Source organism: Planococcus wigleyi (assembly GCF_014836985.1).
In the GTDB taxonomy this organism is placed as follows: domain Bacteria; phylum Bacillota; class Bacilli; order Bacillales_A; family Planococcaceae; genus Planococcus; species Planococcus notacanthi.
The window spans coordinates 126,561-144,149 of sequence record NZ_JACSPU010000001.1; the positions used below are offsets into that span (position 1 = coordinate 126,561).

The window sequence follows — 17,589 nt, forward strand, 5'->3', positions numbered from 1 at the left end:
TACATGAGCATCAAAGCTGAAGAGATCAGCGGTCTGATCAAACAACAGATTGAAAATTATCAATCAGAGATGAAAGTTGACGACGTTGGTACAGTAATCACCATTGGTGATGGTATCGCGCGCGCTCATGGCCTCGACAACGTCATGGCTGGAGAACTTGTAGAGTTCTCAACTGGTGTCCTTGGTATGGCGCAAAACTTGGAAGCCAACAACGTTGGTATCATTATCCTTGGCCCGTACACAGACATTAAAGAAGGCGATGAAGTACGTCGGACTGGCCGTATTATGGAAGTACCGGTAGGACATGAACTTATCGGACGCGTAGTAAATCCACTTGGACAACCTGTTGACGGTCTTGGGCCGATCAACACGACAAAATCACGTCCAATTGAAAGCCCTGCACAAGGGGTTATGGCCCGTAAATCGGTTCATGAACCACTTCAAACAGGGATCAAAGCGATCGATGCACTTGTGCCGATCGGTCGTGGACAGCGTGAATTGATCATCGGTGACCGCCAGACAGGTAAAACTTCTGTAGCGATCGATACAATCTTGAACCAAGCTGACCAAGATATGATCTGTATCTATGTAGCTATCGGACAAAAAGAATCTACTGTACGTAACGTAGTAGAAACTTTCCGTAAAAACGGAGCACTTGATTACACAATCGTTGTAACAGCTTCTGCTTCACAGCCTGCTCCATTGCTGTTCCTTGCTCCTTATGCAGGTATCACAATGGCAGAGGAATTCATGTTTGAAGGCAAGCACGTGTTGATCGTCTATGATGATTTAACAAAACAAGCATCTGCTTACCGCGAACTTTCACTATTGCTTCGTCGTCCGCCAGGCCGTGAAGCTTATCCAGGGGATGTCTTCTACTTGCATTCACGCCTTCTTGAGCGTGCTGCGAAGTTGAACGAAACTCTAGGAGCAGGATCTATCACAGCATTGCCGTTCGTTGAAACGCAGGCTGGCGATATCTCTGCATACATTCCAACAAACGTTATCTCGATTACGGATGGCCAGATTTTCCTTCAATCGGATCTATTCTTCTCAGGTGTACGCCCAGCGATCAACGCCGGTCTTTCTGTATCACGTGTTGGTGGTTCAGCTCAGATCAAAGCAATGAAAAAAGTTGCGGGTACATTGCGTCTTGACTTGGCTTCTTTCCGTGAACTTGAGTCATTCTCTCAGTTCGGTTCTGACCTTGATGCGGCAACAGCTGCTAAGATCGAACGCGGAAAACGTACAGTTGAAGTCTTGAAGCAAGATTTGAACAATCCGATCAAAGTTGAAAAACAAGTTGTTATTTTCTATGCGTTGACTCGTGGATTCCTAGACGACATCGCTATCAACGACATTTCTCGCTTTGAAGCTGAATTGACAAGCTGGTTGGATTCGAACCACACAGAAATTTTGGATACTATTCGTACAACTCAAGGTTTACCTGCTGATGACGCATTCGGTGCAGCGATCAATGAATTCAAACGCACTTTCGCAAAATCAGAGTAAAGAGAAACTGTATTCAGTTAAGGTTTTTGCCTTACTGAATGCTGGTTGATCCAATCGGATTTTACCGGTCAGTCCATCTCCTGCATATCAATGCGGGAGACATACTGCCCGTTAAACCGGGGGAATCGCTGAGTCGAATATGAAGAAAAAATAATAGGGTGGTGAAATACCAGTGGCATCTTTACGCGATATAAAAACACGAATAACGTCAACCAAGAAAACGAGCCAGATTACACGAGCCATGCAAATGGTTTCGGCATCTAAACTAAGCCGTGCGGAAGTGAATGCGAAAGCATTCGTTCCCTACATGAATAAAATACAGGACGTGGTGGCATCCATCGCAGCCGGGTCTACGGACACCAGCAACCCGATGATGATTGCCCGCCCAGTAAAGAAAACAGCTTATTTAGTAATCACATCGGATCGTGGCCTTGTAGGCGGATATAACAGTAATATTCTTCGTACTGTCATGAGCAGAATCCGTGAACGGCATACATCCAATGACGACTTTGTTATCCTGAGCGTTGGCCGGAAAGGGAAGGAATTCTTTGCGAAGCAAGGAATGACGATTCTTGAAAGTGCAATTGCACTTCCGGACCATCCGACGTTTTCGGATATTAAAGAATTAACGCGCAAAGCTGTTGGTATGTTCGCAGATGGGACATATGACGAAGTTTATATGTACTATAATCACTTTGTTTCAGCTATTCAACAAGAAGTTACAGAGAAAAAAGTCTTGCCGCTGACGGATATTCAACCGACCGGATCAACTGCATCTTACGAGTTCGATCCTTCAGCAGAAGCGATTTTGGAAGTTCTTCTTCCTCAATATGCGGAAAGCTTGATCTTTGGAGCCGTTCTTGATGGCAAAGCAAGTGAACATGCTGCATCCATGACAGCAATGAAGAGCGCGACTGATAATGCGTCTGATTTGATTAATGGACTGACACTTCAATACAACCGTGCACGCCAAGCAGCAATCACTCAGGAAATTACAGAGATTGTCGGCGGAGCAGCTGCACTGGAATAATAACGAAAAGCGACAGCGCCCGTTAAGCTCTGACAGGCATAAGACAGACCAGCAGGGTGGCGTTCTTTGCCGCACAGCTGGGTTGGCTTATGACCCGAAGAGCTGGGCCGCTGGAATCTGGACAATAACGAAAAAATTGAAGCGAAGGCGGCCGATTAAGCCGTCGAAGCTTGCAATAAAGTTTCAATAAAAGTAAGACAGGAGGGAACAGCATGAACACAGGACACGTTCTTCAGGTTATGGGACCGGTTGTAGATGTAAAGTTTGCTGATGGCCAACTTCCAGCTATCTATAACGCCCTAACTGTAAATATTGATCGTCCCGGACAAGCTCAAGTCGTTTTGACGCTTGAAGTGGCTCTTCACCTTGGTGACGATTCAGTCCGTACAATCGCGATGGAATCTACTGATGGACTGCAACGTGGTTCAGTAGTAACTGACTTGGGCAGAGCAATTTCTGTTCCAGTTGGAGATGTAACATTAGGCCGAGTATTTAACGTACTTGGTGAAATTATCGACTTAGGGGAAGAAATTCCTGCAACAGAGCGCCGTGATCCGATTCACCGCTTAGCACCTACGTTCGAGCATCTTTCCACAGAAGTTGAAATTCTTGAAACAGGTATCAAAGTTGTTGACTTGCTTGCCCCTTACATCAAAGGCGGTAAAATCGGTCTCTTCGGTGGTGCCGGTGTAGGTAAAACAGTTCTTATCCAGGAATTGATTAACAACATCGCTCAAGAACACGGTGGTTTATCCGTATTCGCTGGTGTTGGTGAACGTACGCGCGAAGGAAATGACTTGTACTTTGAGATGAGCGATTCTGGCGTTATCAAGAAAACGGCAATGGTTTTCGGCCAAATGAACGAGCCGCCTGGTGCACGTATGCGTGTTGCCTTGACTGGTTTGACTATGGCAGAATACTTCCGTGACGAACAAGGCGCGGACGTTCTTCTTTTCATCGACAACATCTTCCGCTTTACTCAAGCAGGGTCTGAAGTATCAGCACTTCTTGGCCGCATGCCATCAGCTGTTGGTTACCAACCGACACTTGCTACTGAAATGGGCCAATTGCAGGAACGTATCACAACTACAAGCACAGGTTCAGTAACGTCTATCCAAGCGATTTACGTACCAGCCGATGACTATACGGATCCGGCTCCGGCTACAACTTTCGCTCACTTGGATGCGACAACTAACCTTGAGCGTAAACTTTCTGAGATGGGTATTTACCCAGCGGTGGATCCTTTGGCTTCAACTTCTCGTGCATTGTCACCTGAAATTGTTGGCGAAGAACATTACAATATCTCACGTGAAGTTCAAGAAACGCTTCAACGCTACAGAGAATTACAAGATATCATTGCAATCCTTGGTATGGATGAGTTAAGTGATGAAGACAAGCTGACGGTTAACCGTGCACGCCGCGTCCAAAACTTCCTTTCTCAGAACTTCCACGTTGCTGAACAGTTCACAGGCCAAAAAGGTTCTTATGTTCCAGTTCAAGAAACGATCAAAGGATTCCGTGGAATTCTTGATGGAAACTATGACCACTTGCCAGAAGATGCTTTCCGTTTGGTCGGACGCATTGAAGATGTTATTGCAAAAGCAAAAAGCATGGGCGTAGAAGTCTAAAACCAGGGACCAGGAGGGAAAAAAATGAAGACCATTACAGTCAATATTGTCACTCCCGACGGCCCGGTATACGATTCAGAAGTATCTATGGTTATTGCAGTTACAGCAACAGGCGAAATGGGCGTTTTGCCCGGCCACATTCCGACAGTCGCTCCTCTTGGAATCGGTGCAGTCCGATTGAAAAAAGAGAACTCGACAGAATTGGTTGCTGTAAACGGTGGATTTCTTGAAATCCGCCCTGAAAAAGTGACCATTCTTGCACAATCGGCTGAACGCGCAACAGACATCGATCTGGCACGCGCTCAGGAATCCGCTAAACGTGCAGAAGCACTCTTACAGGCTAATAAAGATGAAATCGACTTTAAACGTGCAGAATTGGCGTTAAAACGTGCGATGAATCGTATCAACGTTTATGAGGGTAATGTTTAAATAAAAGCATAAGCGTCCGTGTAGATTCGACGGGCATAAGACGCACTGGCGAAGCGGCGTTCTTTGCCGTGTAGCCAGGGTGGCTTATGACCCTAGAATCTGGGCGCTGAAGCTGGACAATAAAGTAAAGCATAAGCGGCCGTTCGGCTCCTGCAGGATTTAAGCCTAAGGAGTTGGCCAATGAAGCTGGATATTTAAAAAAGTGTAGGCAAAATCGGGCAGAAGGGCAATTGACTTTTGTCCGCTTTTTCTATTTCTTACAGAGTGGATTTAGTTCTGTAGTTCTACAGAACGAGGATACTGAGATTTTCAAAAGCTGACAACTGATCAGCAAGGAAATTTCCTCGCATGGGTCAACAAGCGATTAACGGGATTCACATCACTGAATAACTGACATTTTATGAAAGGGTGCATCAGATGGAAACCATGATTGGGCAAACGGCTTTGATTTCAATCTTCAGCCACATATTCTTTACCGGTGTTGCTTTTTATGCGATGCGTGCTATCATGTTCGAAAAATGGATTCATAAGCATCATGTACTTCAAGCACAAATTCTTTATATTTTTATTAGCATTGCAATCGGGACCATGGTATCTACTTTTTTCCTAAATATTTCATCTTGGTCGCGGCAATTGCCTTATCTTTTTTAAAATTGCCGTTTTGCCATGGCTTTGAACCTCACGGCTATGGCAAAACGGCAAATCTTTATTTCCAGGGAAATAAAATTTCGTATAAGGTTTAATGGTTCTAATGAGGGGAAAAGGTCTACTAGTTGATTTTTAAAACGTGACTTTTTTCCTTTAGCGGACATAAAAACGGAAAACTTTTCGAACAATGTATTGTCCCATGAGATGAATAGCACAAAATGAGAGTAAAGTTGCTTGTTTTTTACTAAAAAACAGGGTAGGATGAGTAAGGTTTTGTTTCTAAATAATGACATTGGACTTTAACGTATATGGGATACATATAGATGACTATTAAACACATGGAGGGCATATCAGTGGATCAAATTATTGTAAAAGGCGGCCAAAAATTAAAAGGGAAAGTACGGGTCGAGGGTGCTAAAAATGCAGTTCTTCCGGTATTAGCTGGAGCGCTATTGGCTTCAAAAGGAAAGAGCATCATTAAAGAGGTACCGAATTTAGCCGACGTCTACACGATTCAGGAGGTTTTGAGAAGCCTGAATGTGCAGGTTGAGTATTTTCCTGAAAAAAATGAAATGCTGATCGATTCTTCAGCAACATTATCAAGCGAAGCTCAATTCGAATATGTACGCAAAATGCGCGCTTCGATTTTGGTGATGGGACCAGTTCTTGCGCGTAATGGATTTGCTCGTGTAGCTTTGCCAGGCGGATGTGCAATAGGATCACGCCCGATTGACCAACACCTAAAAGGGTTTGAAGCAATGGGCGCAAGCATTACTTTCGGAAACGGCTTTGTGGAAGCTAAAACAACTGGCCGTTTGCGCGGAGCAAAAATCTATTTGGATTTCCCAAGTGTCGGCGCAACTGAAAACATCATGATGGCTGCCGCTTTGGCAGAAGGTACTACATTAATCGAAAACGCTGCAAAAGAACCGGAAATTGTTGATGTTGCAAACTACATCAACGAAATGGGCGGCCGCGTAATCGGTGCTGGAACAGATACAATGCGCATTGAAGGTGTAGAAGAATTACATGGTGCAGAGCATTATATCATTCCAGACCGTGTGGAGGCCGGCACATTCATGGTTGCTGCTGCAATCACTGAAGGCGATGTAATCATTGAGAATGCCGTTCCTGAACATATGACGGCGTTGATCTCCAAAATGGGTGAAATGGGTGTAGACATTCAGGAGACAGAAGAAGGATTGCGCATCCGTGCAAACCGTCCACTTCGCTCGATCGACATCAAAACCATGCCGCATCCAGGCTTCCCGACGGACATGCAATCACAGATGATGTCATTGATGCTGACTGCCAAAGGCAACGGCATTTTGACAGAAACCGTTTTTGAAAATCGCTTTATGCACGTGGAAGAATTCCGCCGCATGAACGCAACGGTTAAAATCGAAGGGCGTTCTGTTATTATGGAAGGGCCATCTGATCTGCAAGGTGCAGAAGTTGCAGCAACCGATTTGAGAGCTGCTGCTGCCTTGATTTTAGCTGGACTGGCTGCAGAGGGCATCACTCGTGTTAATGAACTTTATCATTTAGATCGCGGATACGTTAACTTCCACGGAAAACTGGCAGCATTGGGCGCTGATATTGAGCGCGTGTCAGTTGAACAGGCAGAAACGAAAGTCGAGCAATTGGTCTAATCTATTCTTCATAGGCTTGCGGCGCTGGTTTACAGCTCCGTAAGCCTTTTTAATTGCAGGAGCTGAATCCAGGGATTTTTGTCAATGAGATCCTGACTGTGATAAACTATTCAGTTAAGAGAATCATTTAATCAATACATATGCTGTAGAAAAATTAATTCAACAGGATAGATGGTAGAAAAGGAGTGCGGCTTGATGTTTTCTAAAGATATAGGAATTGATTTAGGGACAGCAAATGTCCTGATCTATGTAAAAGGCAAAGGAATCATCTTGAATGAACCTTCTGTAGTGGCGATGGACCGGAAGACGGAGGAAGTGCTGGCTGTCGGCACAGAAGCGCGCAAAATGATGGGCAGAACGCCAAAGCATATTGTGGCGGTCCGGCCATTGAAGGATGGCGTCATCCACAACTTTGACGTTACCGAAGCGATGCTGAAACATTTTATGCATATCCTAAAGCTGAAAGGGTTTATGACCAAACCGCGCATCTTAATTTGTTGTCCGACGAATATCACGAGCATTGAACAAAATGCTATTCGCGAAGTGGCCGAAAAGGCAGGCGGCAAAAAAGTCTATGTCGAAGTCGAGCCGAAAGTGGCAGCCATCGGAGCAGGCCTGGATATCTATCAGCCGAATGCCAGCATGGTCATCGATATTGGCGGCGGCACGACGGATGTCGCAGTATTATCTATGGGAGACATTGTCACAAGCGAAACGATAAAAACGGCTGGAGATTCATTTGATCGACAGATTATGAAATACGTCAAAGACCACCATAAGCTGTTGATCGGTGAAAAAACCGCGGAAAAAATTAAAGTTGAAATTGGGACAGCGTTAAAACATACGGAAGCCAAAGAAATAGAAATCCGGGGGCGCGATATCCTGACTGGTTTTCCCCGGACGCTGAAGATCAACTCCATGGAGATTGGGGAAGCATTGAAAGAATCCGTCAATTCAATTGTTGAAGCGGCGCGGATGGTTTTGGAAAAGACCCCGCCGGAACTGGCTTCAGATATAATTGAAAGCGGAGCCGTTCTTACGGGCGGAGGTGCACTGCTTGATGGGTTAGATCAGCTGCTGGCTGCCCAATTGCAGATTCCTGTGTCCATTGCAGAAAATCCATTGGAATGTGTCGCATTGGGAACTGGACTGATGCTGGAAGCAAAAGAAAACATTTTCCGGAAAAGCAAACAAAGACAAATAGCTGATGCCAAAAACCGGACATTTTAGTATAATGACTAGACATGAGCTTTGCCCGATAGCCGGGAATCCAGCAGAAAGAAAGGTTGACGGAGTGAATGGCTGAACTGAAAAAGAATTTTTCTCTTCGGAAAAAAGCCGATAAAGAAAAAGACACACAGGGCGCTGAAAAGACGTGGTGGGTGCAAATTCGTCTGTTTCCGATATGGCTCCGTATTCTCATTGTAATTGCTTTGGTTGCGTTAGCAGCCGTTCTAGGGGCAATGGTGGGATTTGGCGTCATTGGCGACGGAAAGCCTGCTGATGCGCTGAAATGGGAAACCTGGCAGCACATATTTGATATCATGAGCGGAAAGTGAAGAGGAGATGAATCGATTGTTGACAACAGAACAAATTCAAGCAATTTTACCACATCGTTACCCATTTTTGATGGTGGATCGAATTCTGGAAATTGAAGCCGGCAAGAAAGCGGTCGGCCTGAAAAACGTATCAGCGAATGAAGACTTTTTCAATGGCCATTTCCCGGGTTATCCGGTAATGCCCGGTGTCTTAATTGTGGAAGCATTGGCACAGGTTGGAGCTGCAGCTGTACTTCAGCTGGACGCCAATAAAGGCCGTTTGGCATTTTTCACCGGAATCGACAATTGCCGCTTTAAACGGCAGGTAGTTCCAGGCGATCAATTGCGTCTGGAAGTTGAATTGACAAAACTGCGCGGGTCAATGGGCAAAGGCCATGCAATTGCCACTGTCGACGGAGAACTTGCTTGCGAATGCGACATTTTGTTCGCATTGGGTCCAGTTGCTGAGAAATAATAGATCAATGAAAATAAAGAGCTGTTCTGAAAGTCAAACCTGACTTTCAGAACAGCTCTTTTACTATAGGCTTTGAAATTTATCCTGTTTTTCCGGACAGTGGGTATGAAGAAACTTATGACTTGGCTTCATCTTTTCGCAGGCCGGGGCGCGTACGCATGTCGGTTTCAAAGCGTTCCAACAATTCCTGTCCTTCAAGACCGTCTTCAAGCAGTTCTGAAAGAAGTGTTTCTGCGTATTTTCGGCGGGCCCGTTTCAATGTGCCTTTCATCAATACGGAGGCATGGTCCCCGATGATCTTCACTTTGCGGACAACCACTTCAAAAGGTGCAGGTTCGTTTCCTGGGTAGGAGATGACAACCTGTACATCGATTGTTTCCTCGGAATTCTTCAGTTTTTCAAATATATCCAGGTGCTGAATGTCGACCAGCATTTCAAGGATCCATGAGCGGTCTTTGTTTTCCTGGTTGATGATGAGGCCGTCATGCACCGGATAATCGGTGACTTGATCGTCTTTTTCAATTCCCAATGACAGCATATTAAATGTTTTCATGCGGCAATGCCTCCAATACTAGCTTTGTTTCAGTATAGCATAAGCACGAATTGGCAAGCGAACGGAAAAAGAGGATGTAAAAAAACTGGAATACTATCAAAATCCAGTTTTGATTGGAGCTGTATTGAGATGAAAAGACGCTGAACCTTGCCATTCACAGGAAGAAAAAAAGTTTACTCATGCTTCAAAAATGAAATATGACAGCTCAAAAGCTGCTAAAAATAATTTTTCCGGTTTTGCAAAGAATTCAATCTTCTTAGTATGCTTCAAGTAAGCGAAAGGAGGTGAGAAAATGAACCAAGTCGGAATTGTAGGACGCTTAACCAAAGATCCAACCATGCGCGTATTGAATGAAGGGCGGGTACATACTTCCTTCATTGTCGCAGTTTCCCGGAACTATAAAAACCAGAAAGGAGAAACCGAAACAGATTACGTTCTTTGCTCAACATGGGGCAAGCCAGCCCATAATGTCTCGAAATACTGCATTAAAGGATCACTTGTCGCCGTTACGGGCCGTCTGCAGTCACGTTCGTATGATAAAGAAGACGGGACGCGCATCTATGTGACAGAAGTCCTTGGCGACCAGATCCGCTTCCTCGACAGAAGAAAACCACAAGAAGAAACCGCCCCTCAGCAGGAATCACCGCAGTCTGATGCAGACTTCGATTTCCAATCGCCAGGGACGGAACAAGTAAACGTATAGCCATCAAAAAAGGAGGCACTTAGCGATGCCAAAGGATGTACAGCTGCAACTGGAAGTGCATATGGAGCAATTGATCCGATTGACCGCCTTGCTCCATCAGCGCTTGGCAGAGGCGGAGCGGGAACTAAGTGAACTGAAATCGATCTTCCGTTCCGTCCAAAAAGGGTAAAGTTTCACGTCTAAAAGGGGAATCCGGCCAGGTGGGGACCTGGCCGGATTATTTGAAATCATATTAAGTTAGTTAAAGCGAATACGTGAACAATTCCTTCAAGTCGTTGTCTGACAGATCGGTCATCCACTGGCTGGACTGAATAAACTCTTCAGACATCGATTGCTTTTGCACCAGCAGGGAATCGATTTTCTCTTCGATTGTCCCGATGGTCACAAATTTATGGACATGGACAAATTGAGTCTGGCCGATGCGGTAAGCACGATCAGTCGCCTGGTTTTCGACAGCCGGGTTCCACCATCTGTCCGCGTGGAGAACGTGTGTCGCAGCCGTTAAGTTCAGGCCCGTGCCACCCGCCTTCAGCGATAGGATGAAAATCGGGAATTTGCCGGCTTGGAAAGAAGCCACTAGGGAATCACGCTGCTGTTTCGGCATGCTGCCCGTCAAGAACGGCACTTCATGGCCATACAGCTCATTGATGGCCTGCTGCAAGAGATGCCCCATACCGATGTATTGTGTAAAGATCAAACATTGTTCCCCGCGTTCCGCAATTTCCCCGGCCAAGGTCACAATGCGCTCCAGTTTTTGAGAACGGGGCAGAATTTCAGCAGCGCTCGTATACGGCTCTTTTAAATACAGAGACGGATGGTTACATAGCTGCTTCAATTTGCTGAGCATTTTCAATACCAGCCCTTTTTTCTCGAAACCTGTGAGCGTCTCCATTTTCTGCACCGTATCCTGGACGAGCCCTTCGTAAAGAGCGGCCTGTTCCGGTGTCAGTGGACAATATTCCAGCTGTTCCTGTTTTTCTGGCAAGTTCAGTTGAAGGTCCGGATCTTTCTTGGTCCGGCGCAGCAGGAACGGCTGAATCCGCTGACGCAACTTTTCTTTTGTTTCTTCAGAATTATCGCGTTCGATCGGAATCATGAAGTTTTCCTGGAACTGCTTGATGCGGTACAAATAACCTTTATTGATGAAATCGAAAATCGACCATAATTCAGACAGCCGGTTTTCAATCGGTGTTCCGGTTAAGGCGATATGATGGTCGCCTTTGAATTTCCGGATGGTCCGCGATTGTTTCGTGTACATGTTCTTGATGTTCTGCGCTTCATCGAGTGTAATGCTCGACCAATGCAGGCTCTGCATTTCCTCGTCGTCAGAAGATGCAATCCCGTAAGTCGACAACACGACATCCGGTTTTTCCGCCGCTAAAAAGGCATTGAATTCCTCGCCTTTCGGACGGATGCTGCCATAATGGGTCACCACTTTCAAATCAGGGGCAAAGCGCTCCAATTCCTTTTGCCAGTTGCCAAGCACCGAAGTCGGGCAGACAATCAGCGATGGCTGATCCGGATTTTTTCCGTGGACATGCAGCAAATAAGTGATCAGCTGAACCGTCTTGCCGAGCCCCATGTCATCCGCTAAGCAAAGGCCAAAGCCTTCTTCACGCATGAACACCAAATAATCGAAACCGATTTTCTGGTAAGGCCGCAGCTCCGTCAATAAATTGTTTGGCAGCGGTGTTTCCGGCAAATCACGTTTATCCAATAATTTATCAAGCAAGGTCTTTAAAGATCTATTCAAATGGAATTCTACAAGTGGATCCTCTTCATCCGCTGTTTCATCGAGCATGATTTCCGGTACGTTCTGGAACAACATGTCTTTGATCGTCCAGTCTGCATCTTCGGCTTCTTCGATCATTTTCCGCAATTGCATCAACAAATTCGAGTCGACTCGCACCCATTCGTTCCCGATGCGGATAAACTCCTTGTTCTCGGAAACCAGGCGCTGGAAATCCTGCATGCTCAGTTCATGGCCATTCAATGAAAACTGCCAGTCAAAATTGATGATTTGGTCAAGCCCGACAACCGACGCTTTCTTGATCGGCGAATTGACATTGGCTTTGACGCGGATCTTTGATTCCTGAACGGCTTTCAACCAAGACGGAATCGAGACTTCGACACCGAAAGCCTGAAGAATTTCCGCGTCGTTGCGCAGGAATTCAAGAATTTCGGCATCTGTCCATTCCGCATGATAGAAGCGGTCTTCGTCGAACCTGTCGACAGAAGGGCAGAGGCTTAAGAACAGCGATTGGCGTTTTTTGATATCCTCCGCAAAAGGCCGCCATTTCTCCGGCAACGCCTTATCGATCGGTTCATCTGCACGGCGCTTGGAAGGGGACCAGTAAACACTGCCCCGTTTCGAACGCATGACCACTTTAAAGGACCAGAATTCATCGGCATCCGGCTCGCTCAGCTGCACAGCGACGACATAGTCATCGGCATCCGCCAAGCCTTCCCAGCCTGCTTCCTGGACAAAGCCCTGAATATAAGGCAGTTGGGCAACCGATAAGCCTTTTTGGCGCAATTGATGGTGGATAGTGTCTCCAAGAAAAGTGCGAATTTCTTCATCTCCGTATGTTTTGTTGATGGAAATTTCGCCTCCATCAACTGATACATGATCCCATAGATGTGGATCATTGAGAGAATCCGCTACTTTGCCAGCAAGTTTCAGCCAACCTTCGTCTTCTGCACGCTGTCCTGCAAACGTTACATAATGATGCGGTTCGCGCTGGAAGAGACGTACAAAATCAGCAGGTGTCAATATCAAATCGAGGCCATCTGTCTGGGCGGTCAATCCGAAAAAACTGTCTTTGTCCAGAAAATACAAATATGGCTTCCAGATTTCCGGTGGAATCCGGTTGCCAGCTTCATTAGTCGCCTGTATACGGAAAAGTTCTCCGCGGATGATCGTTAAATAATAGAGGCGGCTTCCTTCAGTTTGGAATTGATTCATATCAGATTTCCTTTCTCGATCTCTTCCTGGAGTGCACGCAGGCGTTTATTCTGTGTGCGGATTTCATTGATGTACGCAGTCCAGAACTCCATTTGACCACTTTTCTTGCAGGCAGCTTTCATCTTCTTCCAGATTCGGACCGCTTGCTTGTAGCTCGGACGATTGCGTTCTTCCAAATAAGCCAGCGCATAGCGGTGAAACAAAGGCAGTACGTAATCAGGTGCTGATGCCTGCACTTCCTTGAGTCCGCATTCCTCTGCAAAGTACAGAGGGGAGTTATGGAGATGGTGCAGTTCTGCCCATTGTTTGTATAAACGTTTTTCGATCAAATAAGCCGAGTAGGCGGGAAGGCCGTAATGGCCAAATTGTTTGAACAGGTCTTCCCAGTCCACTTCGCTCAATTCAATCTGCGAAAACAGACGGCTTAGCGTCCGCACATATTGGTGTCGGTATTGCGTATATAGTCCTTCAAACAGAAACGTTTTTACGTGCGGCTTGATTGCCAGCAATATATTGGTCAATGCCTGTGGATGATTTTCAGTTTCCGCAAGAACAGCCAGCTCCACCCAGTCATGGGCTTCATTCGGTGAGATTTTCTTGATATCGAGATCTTTCTTTAAACTGATCGCAAAAAAGGCTTTTAGCCGTTCATCGGGATTTTTCAAGGCAGCCAGCTCTTCTTCCCGCAGTCGGCTCGTGGTGAACAAATTGGTCCAGAATAGCTGATAAAGAGCGAAACGCTGCGAGAACGAACCGTCTTTCACTTCCATGAATTCACGGATCAGTGTCTTCAGGTATTCAAAAAAAGCATCCGCTTCAAATGTCCGGTGCTGCCCACGCAGTTGGCCAAGCAAGTCGCGCAATTCATGCAGTTCATCATCGAACCAGGTCTTGAAGAACGAATGGTGAACTTCCTGGGTCCCTGAGATGAAAGTAGCCCAGACTTCCGTCAATGAAATGAAGTGGGCATAGGTGCGGTAAAGCACTTTCCACTCACGTTCCAAAGGCACGTAGGACAACGCGTTTTTTAAACGGCCATCGTACATCTGTTCGAAATAAAAATAATTGCGGGTCGTGTAATCCGGAATCGCTTCGCGCCAGACGCTGCGAATCAATTTTGTCCATTGCTCAGGAGAACGCTTCTCGGACAATAAAGTCAGTTGCTTGTTTTCAGGCTCGCGCCATGATGCCACCCACTCGGATAACGAACCGATTTTTTGATAAAGGGCAAAAATAACTGCCAAACGGTGGCGGCACATTGTATCCTGCGGACAGGCGCAGATGGCCGTCAGTTTATCGAAATTAAGAATGACTTTAACCGCATGCGCATCTTTAACGACGGCTTCGAGCAACAGGCGTTCTTCGTTGAACGACTGAATCTGCACGCCGTCATGGCGCACTAAAAAGACTGCTTTTCGAACCATTTCTTCATCCAACGCACGCGTTGGGAGAAGGGATTTGTCGATAGCAGCCATATAATTGTGAATCGTATCTTCGAATCTTTTCGCCAGGGATTGAACCGTAGCCATATGCATCGCCCCAAAATAGACTTTCCCTCTATTATACGACTTTCTAAGAGCTCCGTAAACGATGAAGAAAAGTTAATCGGTTTTCGACTGACAGAATCATTACTTTATTTTCTGAAAATCCTTGTTTTATGTAAAGTAAATGGTATTATAAAAGTATAAAAGACCTAATTATAGCGTTTCGGATAGGAGAATGATAGTTGTTCAATTCGTTTGTTTTGGAAATCCCCGACTTGCGTTCCGTTTTGCAGCCGAAAGACGTGGCGGCATGGGAAGTAGTAGACGCGAGAGCGGACTTGGTGTTTGGCAAAATTAGTTGGCAAATTTCATCAGAAGGTGAATGCTACAGCGTTCACAACCCGCGATTGTTTCCGGATCATCTGGAGCAGGTGCAGGTCGATTTCAAAATGAACAGGATCATTTTTCATAGAAAGCAAATGAGGGATGAAGAATTTCATATGCTGGTTGCCTATATCATGGACAAAGTATCCATCTATATCAATCCGAACGAAATGCATTTCGTGGTCTCATCGCCTCGCCATCGGCATCAGCGAACACGTACTAAAAAATAACGAATTCCATTTCAAAAGCTCTTTAACAGCCTCTTTAGGCGGTTGGAGGGCTTTTGTGTTTTATGCGGCGGATAGTATCGCAGAATGTAGGAAGAGGAATCGCTTTGGCTGTTTTGAATTGGACGGCACCAATCGACTTGCTCAAGACAGGCATTTAAAATCTTGGCTGAGAAGCAATTCTGCTGTCTCGGGATAATAAAAAAATAATTATTTTATGTCAAAATTGTAACAAAATAATATGCTTAAACGTCTATTATATAAGGTTGTTCTTATGCAAATCTATGTTCGAAAAATGGATTTTATGGTATGATAGTTGTAATCAGAATATTACGAAAAATATGGGGGTGAGTCAGATGTTGCATGTGAAACTCATGAAGCCGTTCTATACGAAGAAAGAAGGGCATTTGGTGAAGTTCGTTTTTGCTTATCAGTACTTCTCTATCATGAAAGACGACGAGCTGTTCCATTTTATTCCGGTGGAAGGCAAGGAGATCATCGTTAACCTCAACACGTTCCAGGTTGAAAATCTCTCCGAAGTCTTCGTCTTCCAGAAAGGCAATCGCTTTATCCGCTTACCTCTCTATCAATTGTTGCTCGTGTCGGATATTCACAGACATCTTCAAGCGATCCTGCAGGAAGAAAGAGCGGAGTTGATCGAAGTGAACGAACAAACCCGAAAAGAAGCGGCCGACGCCATTTATTTCTTGGAGCAGGAAAACTACAGCCGAATGATTGATGAGGCATTAAGTGCAGGGGATCGTGAAATGTTCGATGCATTGATTGCCCAACAGCGGGAATCACAACAATTATATGGAGGTTTGTAAAGTGAAATCAGCAGCCTATGGATAGTAACGCCTTGCCAGATACATGGGGAGGCGTTTTTGTATGCAAAAAAGCACATTAAAAGCTCTTTTCCGTTTGAATGGGAAAAGAGCTTTTAGGTTTCTGCGATATTCATAGGTCACCCCTTACATAAGTGTATAAAAATTGATGAATAACATAACTGCTGTCGATCCAGCGACTCCAATTGCAAGATCTCCCCATCCGAGTTCCAGTACTTTGTCAAAATTCATAACGATCCGCTCCTTTTCGATTGGGTTGTGTAAGTGGAAGATCTTACAGGTAAGTAGCAGTGTTTGCTTACTTGTTTTTAGTATAAATACATCATTCCTAATAAACATCATACGAAATAACTAAAAATTCTAAAAAATAAAATAAAAAGGTTTTATTTGTCCCGTTTCGCTCCAGGAACGCATTTGAACTTCCGGATTGATATTGGTACATTGATTGATAAAGAGAAACTTCAATCAGTGGGGGTTTTCTTCATCCCCCACTGATAAAAAGCAGAACATAGGCTAAACGCGCTGCGTCCTGCGGCAACGCCTATGTAACCGACATACTGTCGGTCCGATCCAATCGGACTTTTACGATCAGTGGATCTCCCGCTTATAGAAGCGGGAGTCTTACTGCCCGTTAAAGTGGGATAAAGGCTTGTGGAAGTCAGTCGAAAGGGGAATGCCAGATGAAATTTTATTTATCGATGGATATGGAAGGCGTCACAGCTTTGCCGGATTACACTTACGTCGATTCGGCAGAAGCCAATTACGAACGGGGGCGCCGCTTGATGACAGAAGACGCCAACGCCATTATCCGCGGCGCAGTTGATGCCGGTTCAACGTCATTTTTGGTCAATGACAGCCATTCGAAAATGAATAACCTCATTGCTGAGGAACTGCATGAAGAAGCGGACTTGATTAGTGGGGGCATTAAAACGTATTCCATGGTCGAAGGACTGGACAGCAGCTACACCGGTGCTTTTTTTGCCGGCTATCATGCACGGGCTGGGCAAAAAGGTGTGATGGCCCATTCCATGATTTTTGCGGTCCGGACGATGTGGATCAATGAGGTGGAGATTGGGGAACTGGGATTTAATGCGTATGTGGCGGGTTATCACGGAGTCCCGGTTTTATTGGTGGCGGGAGACGATTGTGCTTGCCGGGAAGCGGAAGCATTGATCCCGAACGTCACGACAGCAGCAGTCAAAAAAACGTTGTCGCGTTCAGCTGTTCAGACGTTGCACCCGAAAAAAGCCCAAATGCTTTTGCATGAACAAACCATCCGTGCCATCGAGAACCGAGCAAATGTTAAGCCGCTGGTGCCGCCGGAATCTCCGCTGTTGAAAATCGAGTTCACCAATTATGGCGAAGCGGAACTGGCTGCGATGATGCCGGGCTGCCATTTGGAAGAAGGCACCACGATTGTCCATTTTCAGGCGAAAGATATTTTAGAAGCCTACCGGGCTATGTTGGTGATGGCCGAACTCGCAATGCAGGCGAAGTTTTGCTGAATCGTGAGTTG

General features: G+C 45.6%; 17 protein-coding genes. 14 read left to right on the plus strand and 3 right to left on the minus strand.

Annotated features, from left to right (window positions below; genetic code table 11):
* Positions 1 to 3: 3 nt before the first annotated feature.
* The 9 genes from atpA (at position 4) to fabZ (ending at position 8,912) form a co-directional block, all read left to right on the plus strand.
* Positions 4 to 1,512: a F0F1 ATP synthase subunit alpha gene (atpA, locus tag H9630_RS00625; RefSeq protein ID WP_191713561.1), complete on the plus strand. Its 1,509-nt coding sequence runs from the start codon at positions 4 to 6 to the stop codon at positions 1,510 to 1,512.
* 172 nt (positions 1,513 to 1,684) lie between these two features.
* Positions 1,685 to 2,542, plus strand: coding sequence for an ATP synthase F1 subunit gamma (atpG, locus tag H9630_RS00630; protein ID WP_191713562.1), 858 nt, complete (start codon positions 1,685 to 1,687; stop codon positions 2,540 to 2,542).
* A gap of 212 nt (positions 2,543 to 2,754) precedes the next feature.
* The gene (gene atpD, locus H9630_RS00635) at positions 2,755 to 4,170 is read left to right on the plus strand and encodes a F0F1 ATP synthase subunit beta (RefSeq protein ID WP_191713563.1); all 1,416 of its coding nucleotides are present in this window, start codon (positions 2,755 to 2,757) and stop codon (positions 4,168 to 4,170) included.
* Positions 4,171 to 4,194: 24 nt separating this feature from the next.
* On the plus strand, positions 4,195 to 4,599 hold the full coding sequence (locus tag H9630_RS00640; RefSeq protein WP_191713564.1) for a F0F1 ATP synthase subunit epsilon: 405 nt from the start codon (positions 4,195 to 4,197) through the stop codon (positions 4,597 to 4,599).
* Positions 4,600 to 5,016: 417 nt separating this feature from the next.
* On the plus strand, positions 5,017 to 5,250 hold the full coding sequence (locus H9630_RS00645; RefSeq protein WP_191713565.1) for a DUF1146 family protein: 234 nt from the start codon (positions 5,017 to 5,019) through the stop codon (positions 5,248 to 5,250).
* A 350-nt stretch (positions 5,251 to 5,600) separates the two neighbouring features.
* A complete protein-coding gene (gene murA / locus H9630_RS00650) occupies positions 5,601 to 6,899 on the plus strand; it encodes a UDP-N-acetylglucosamine 1-carboxyvinyltransferase (RefSeq protein WP_191713566.1) in 1,299 nt (432 codons plus the stop codon).
* 195 nt (positions 6,900 to 7,094) lie between these two features.
* Complete coding sequence (gene mreB, locus H9630_RS00655) at positions 7,095 to 8,129, plus strand: rod shape-determining protein (protein WP_191713567.1); 1,035 nt, start codon at positions 7,095 to 7,097, stop codon at positions 8,127 to 8,129.
* A gap of 68 nt (positions 8,130 to 8,197) precedes the next feature.
* The gene (locus H9630_RS00660; RefSeq protein ID WP_191713568.1) at positions 8,198 to 8,458 is read left to right on the plus strand and encodes a DNA-directed RNA polymerase subunit beta; all 261 of its coding nucleotides are present in this window, start codon (positions 8,198 to 8,200) and stop codon (positions 8,456 to 8,458) included.
* A gap of 16 nt (positions 8,459 to 8,474) precedes the next feature.
* Entirely contained in the window at positions 8,475 to 8,912 is a 438-nt protein-coding gene (gene fabZ / locus H9630_RS00665) for a 3-hydroxyacyl-ACP dehydratase FabZ (RefSeq protein WP_191713569.1), read from the plus strand.
* A 115-nt stretch (positions 8,913 to 9,027) separates the two neighbouring features.
* Here fabZ and H9630_RS00670 read toward each other — a convergent pair whose 3' ends face one another.
* A complete protein-coding gene (locus H9630_RS00670; RefSeq protein ID WP_191713570.1) occupies positions 9,028 to 9,465 on the minus strand; it encodes a YwpF family protein in 438 nt (145 codons plus the stop codon).
* Between the two features lie 292 nt (positions 9,466 to 9,757).
* Here H9630_RS00670 and H9630_RS00675 point away from each other — a divergent pair, with 292 nt between their 5' ends.
* Positions 9,758 to 10,168: a single-stranded DNA-binding protein gene (locus H9630_RS00675; RefSeq protein WP_191713571.1), complete on the plus strand. Its 411-nt coding sequence runs from the start codon at positions 9,758 to 9,760 to the stop codon at positions 10,166 to 10,168.
* Between the two features lie 25 nt (positions 10,169 to 10,193).
* Complete coding sequence (locus H9630_RS00680; RefSeq protein ID WP_191713572.1) at positions 10,194 to 10,337, plus strand: hypothetical protein; 144 nt, start codon at positions 10,194 to 10,196, stop codon at positions 10,335 to 10,337.
* A 72-nt stretch (positions 10,338 to 10,409) separates the two neighbouring features.
* Here H9630_RS00680 and H9630_RS00685 read toward each other — a convergent pair whose 3' ends face one another.
* Complete coding sequence (locus H9630_RS00685) at positions 10,410 to 13,133, minus strand: DEAD/DEAH box helicase (protein WP_191713573.1); 2,724 nt, start codon at positions 13,131 to 13,133, stop codon at positions 10,410 to 10,412.
* Positions 13,130 to 14,662, minus strand: coding sequence for a hypothetical protein (locus tag H9630_RS00690; RefSeq protein WP_191713574.1), 1,533 nt, complete (start codon positions 14,660 to 14,662; stop codon positions 13,130 to 13,132). Before H9630_RS00690 ends, H9630_RS00685 begins: the two co-directional genes overlap by 4 nt.
* Positions 14,663 to 14,859: 197 nt before the next feature.
* On the opposite strand from H9630_RS00690, the gene H9630_RS00695 reads away from it, so the two are divergent.
* The 3 genes from H9630_RS00695 to H9630_RS00705 all read left to right on the plus strand — a co-directional run bounded on the left by H9630_RS00695 (position 14,860) and on the right by H9630_RS00705 (position 17,578).
* On the plus strand, positions 14,860 to 15,231 hold the full coding sequence (locus tag H9630_RS00695; protein WP_191713575.1) for a hypothetical protein: 372 nt from the start codon (positions 14,860 to 14,862) through the stop codon (positions 15,229 to 15,231).
* 353 nt (positions 15,232 to 15,584) lie between these two features.
* Positions 15,585 to 16,055 (plus strand): transcriptional regulator, encoded by a 471-nt coding sequence (locus tag H9630_RS00700; RefSeq protein WP_191713576.1) that lies wholly within the window; start codon positions 15,585 to 15,587, stop codon positions 16,053 to 16,055.
* 698 nt (positions 16,056 to 16,753) lie between these two features.
* Positions 16,754 to 17,578 carry a M55 family metallopeptidase gene (locus H9630_RS00705; RefSeq protein WP_191713577.1) on the plus strand — a complete coding sequence of 275 codons (825 nt, stop codon included), beginning with the start codon at positions 16,754 to 16,756 and terminating at the stop codon, positions 17,576 to 17,578.
* Positions 17,579 to 17,589 lie beyond the last annotated feature (11 nt).

What these genes read in the sequence shown, in the direction of transcription:
- mreB (WP_191713567.1), top strand. Translation starts at nt 7,095, where the DNA reads ATGTTTTCTAAAGATATAGGAATTGATTTAGGGACAGCAAATGTCCTG.
- H9630_RS00690 (WP_191713574.1), bottom strand. Translation starts at nt 14,662, where the DNA reads ATGGCTACGGTTCAATCCCTGGCGAAAAGATTCGAAGATACGATTCAC.
- H9630_RS00645 (WP_191713565.1), top strand. Translation starts at nt 5,017, where the DNA reads ATGGAAACCATGATTGGGCAAACGGCTTTGATTTCAATCTTCAGCCAC.
- atpA (WP_191713561.1), top strand. Translation starts at nt 4, where the DNA reads ATGAGCATCAAAGCTGAAGAGATCAGCGGTCTGATCAAACAACAGATT.
- atpD (WP_191713563.1), top strand. Translation starts at nt 2,755, where the DNA reads ATGAACACAGGACACGTTCTTCAGGTTATGGGACCGGTTGTAGATGTA.
- H9630_RS00700 (WP_191713576.1), top strand. Translation starts at nt 15,585, where the DNA reads ATGTTGCATGTGAAACTCATGAAGCCGTTCTATACGAAGAAAGAAGGG.
- H9630_RS00680 (WP_191713572.1), top strand. Translation starts at nt 10,194, where the DNA reads ATGCCAAAGGATGTACAGCTGCAACTGGAAGTGCATATGGAGCAATTG.
- H9630_RS00685 (WP_191713573.1), bottom strand. Translation starts at nt 13,133, where the DNA reads ATGAATCAATTCCAAACTGAAGGAAGCCGCCTCTATTATTTAACGATC.
- H9630_RS00640 (WP_191713564.1), top strand. Translation starts at nt 4,195, where the DNA reads ATGAAGACCATTACAGTCAATATTGTCACTCCCGACGGCCCGGTATAC.
- H9630_RS00670 (WP_191713570.1), bottom strand. Translation starts at nt 9,465, where the DNA reads ATGAAAACATTTAATATGCTGTCATTGGGAATTGAAAAAGACGATCAA.
- H9630_RS00705 (WP_191713577.1), top strand. Translation starts at nt 16,754, where the DNA reads ATGAAATTTTATTTATCGATGGATATGGAAGGCGTCACAGCTTTGCCG.
- H9630_RS00660 (WP_191713568.1), top strand. Translation starts at nt 8,198, where the DNA reads ATGGCTGAACTGAAAAAGAATTTTTCTCTTCGGAAAAAAGCCGATAAA.
- H9630_RS00675 (WP_191713571.1), top strand. Translation starts at nt 9,758, where the DNA reads ATGAACCAAGTCGGAATTGTAGGACGCTTAACCAAAGATCCAACCATG.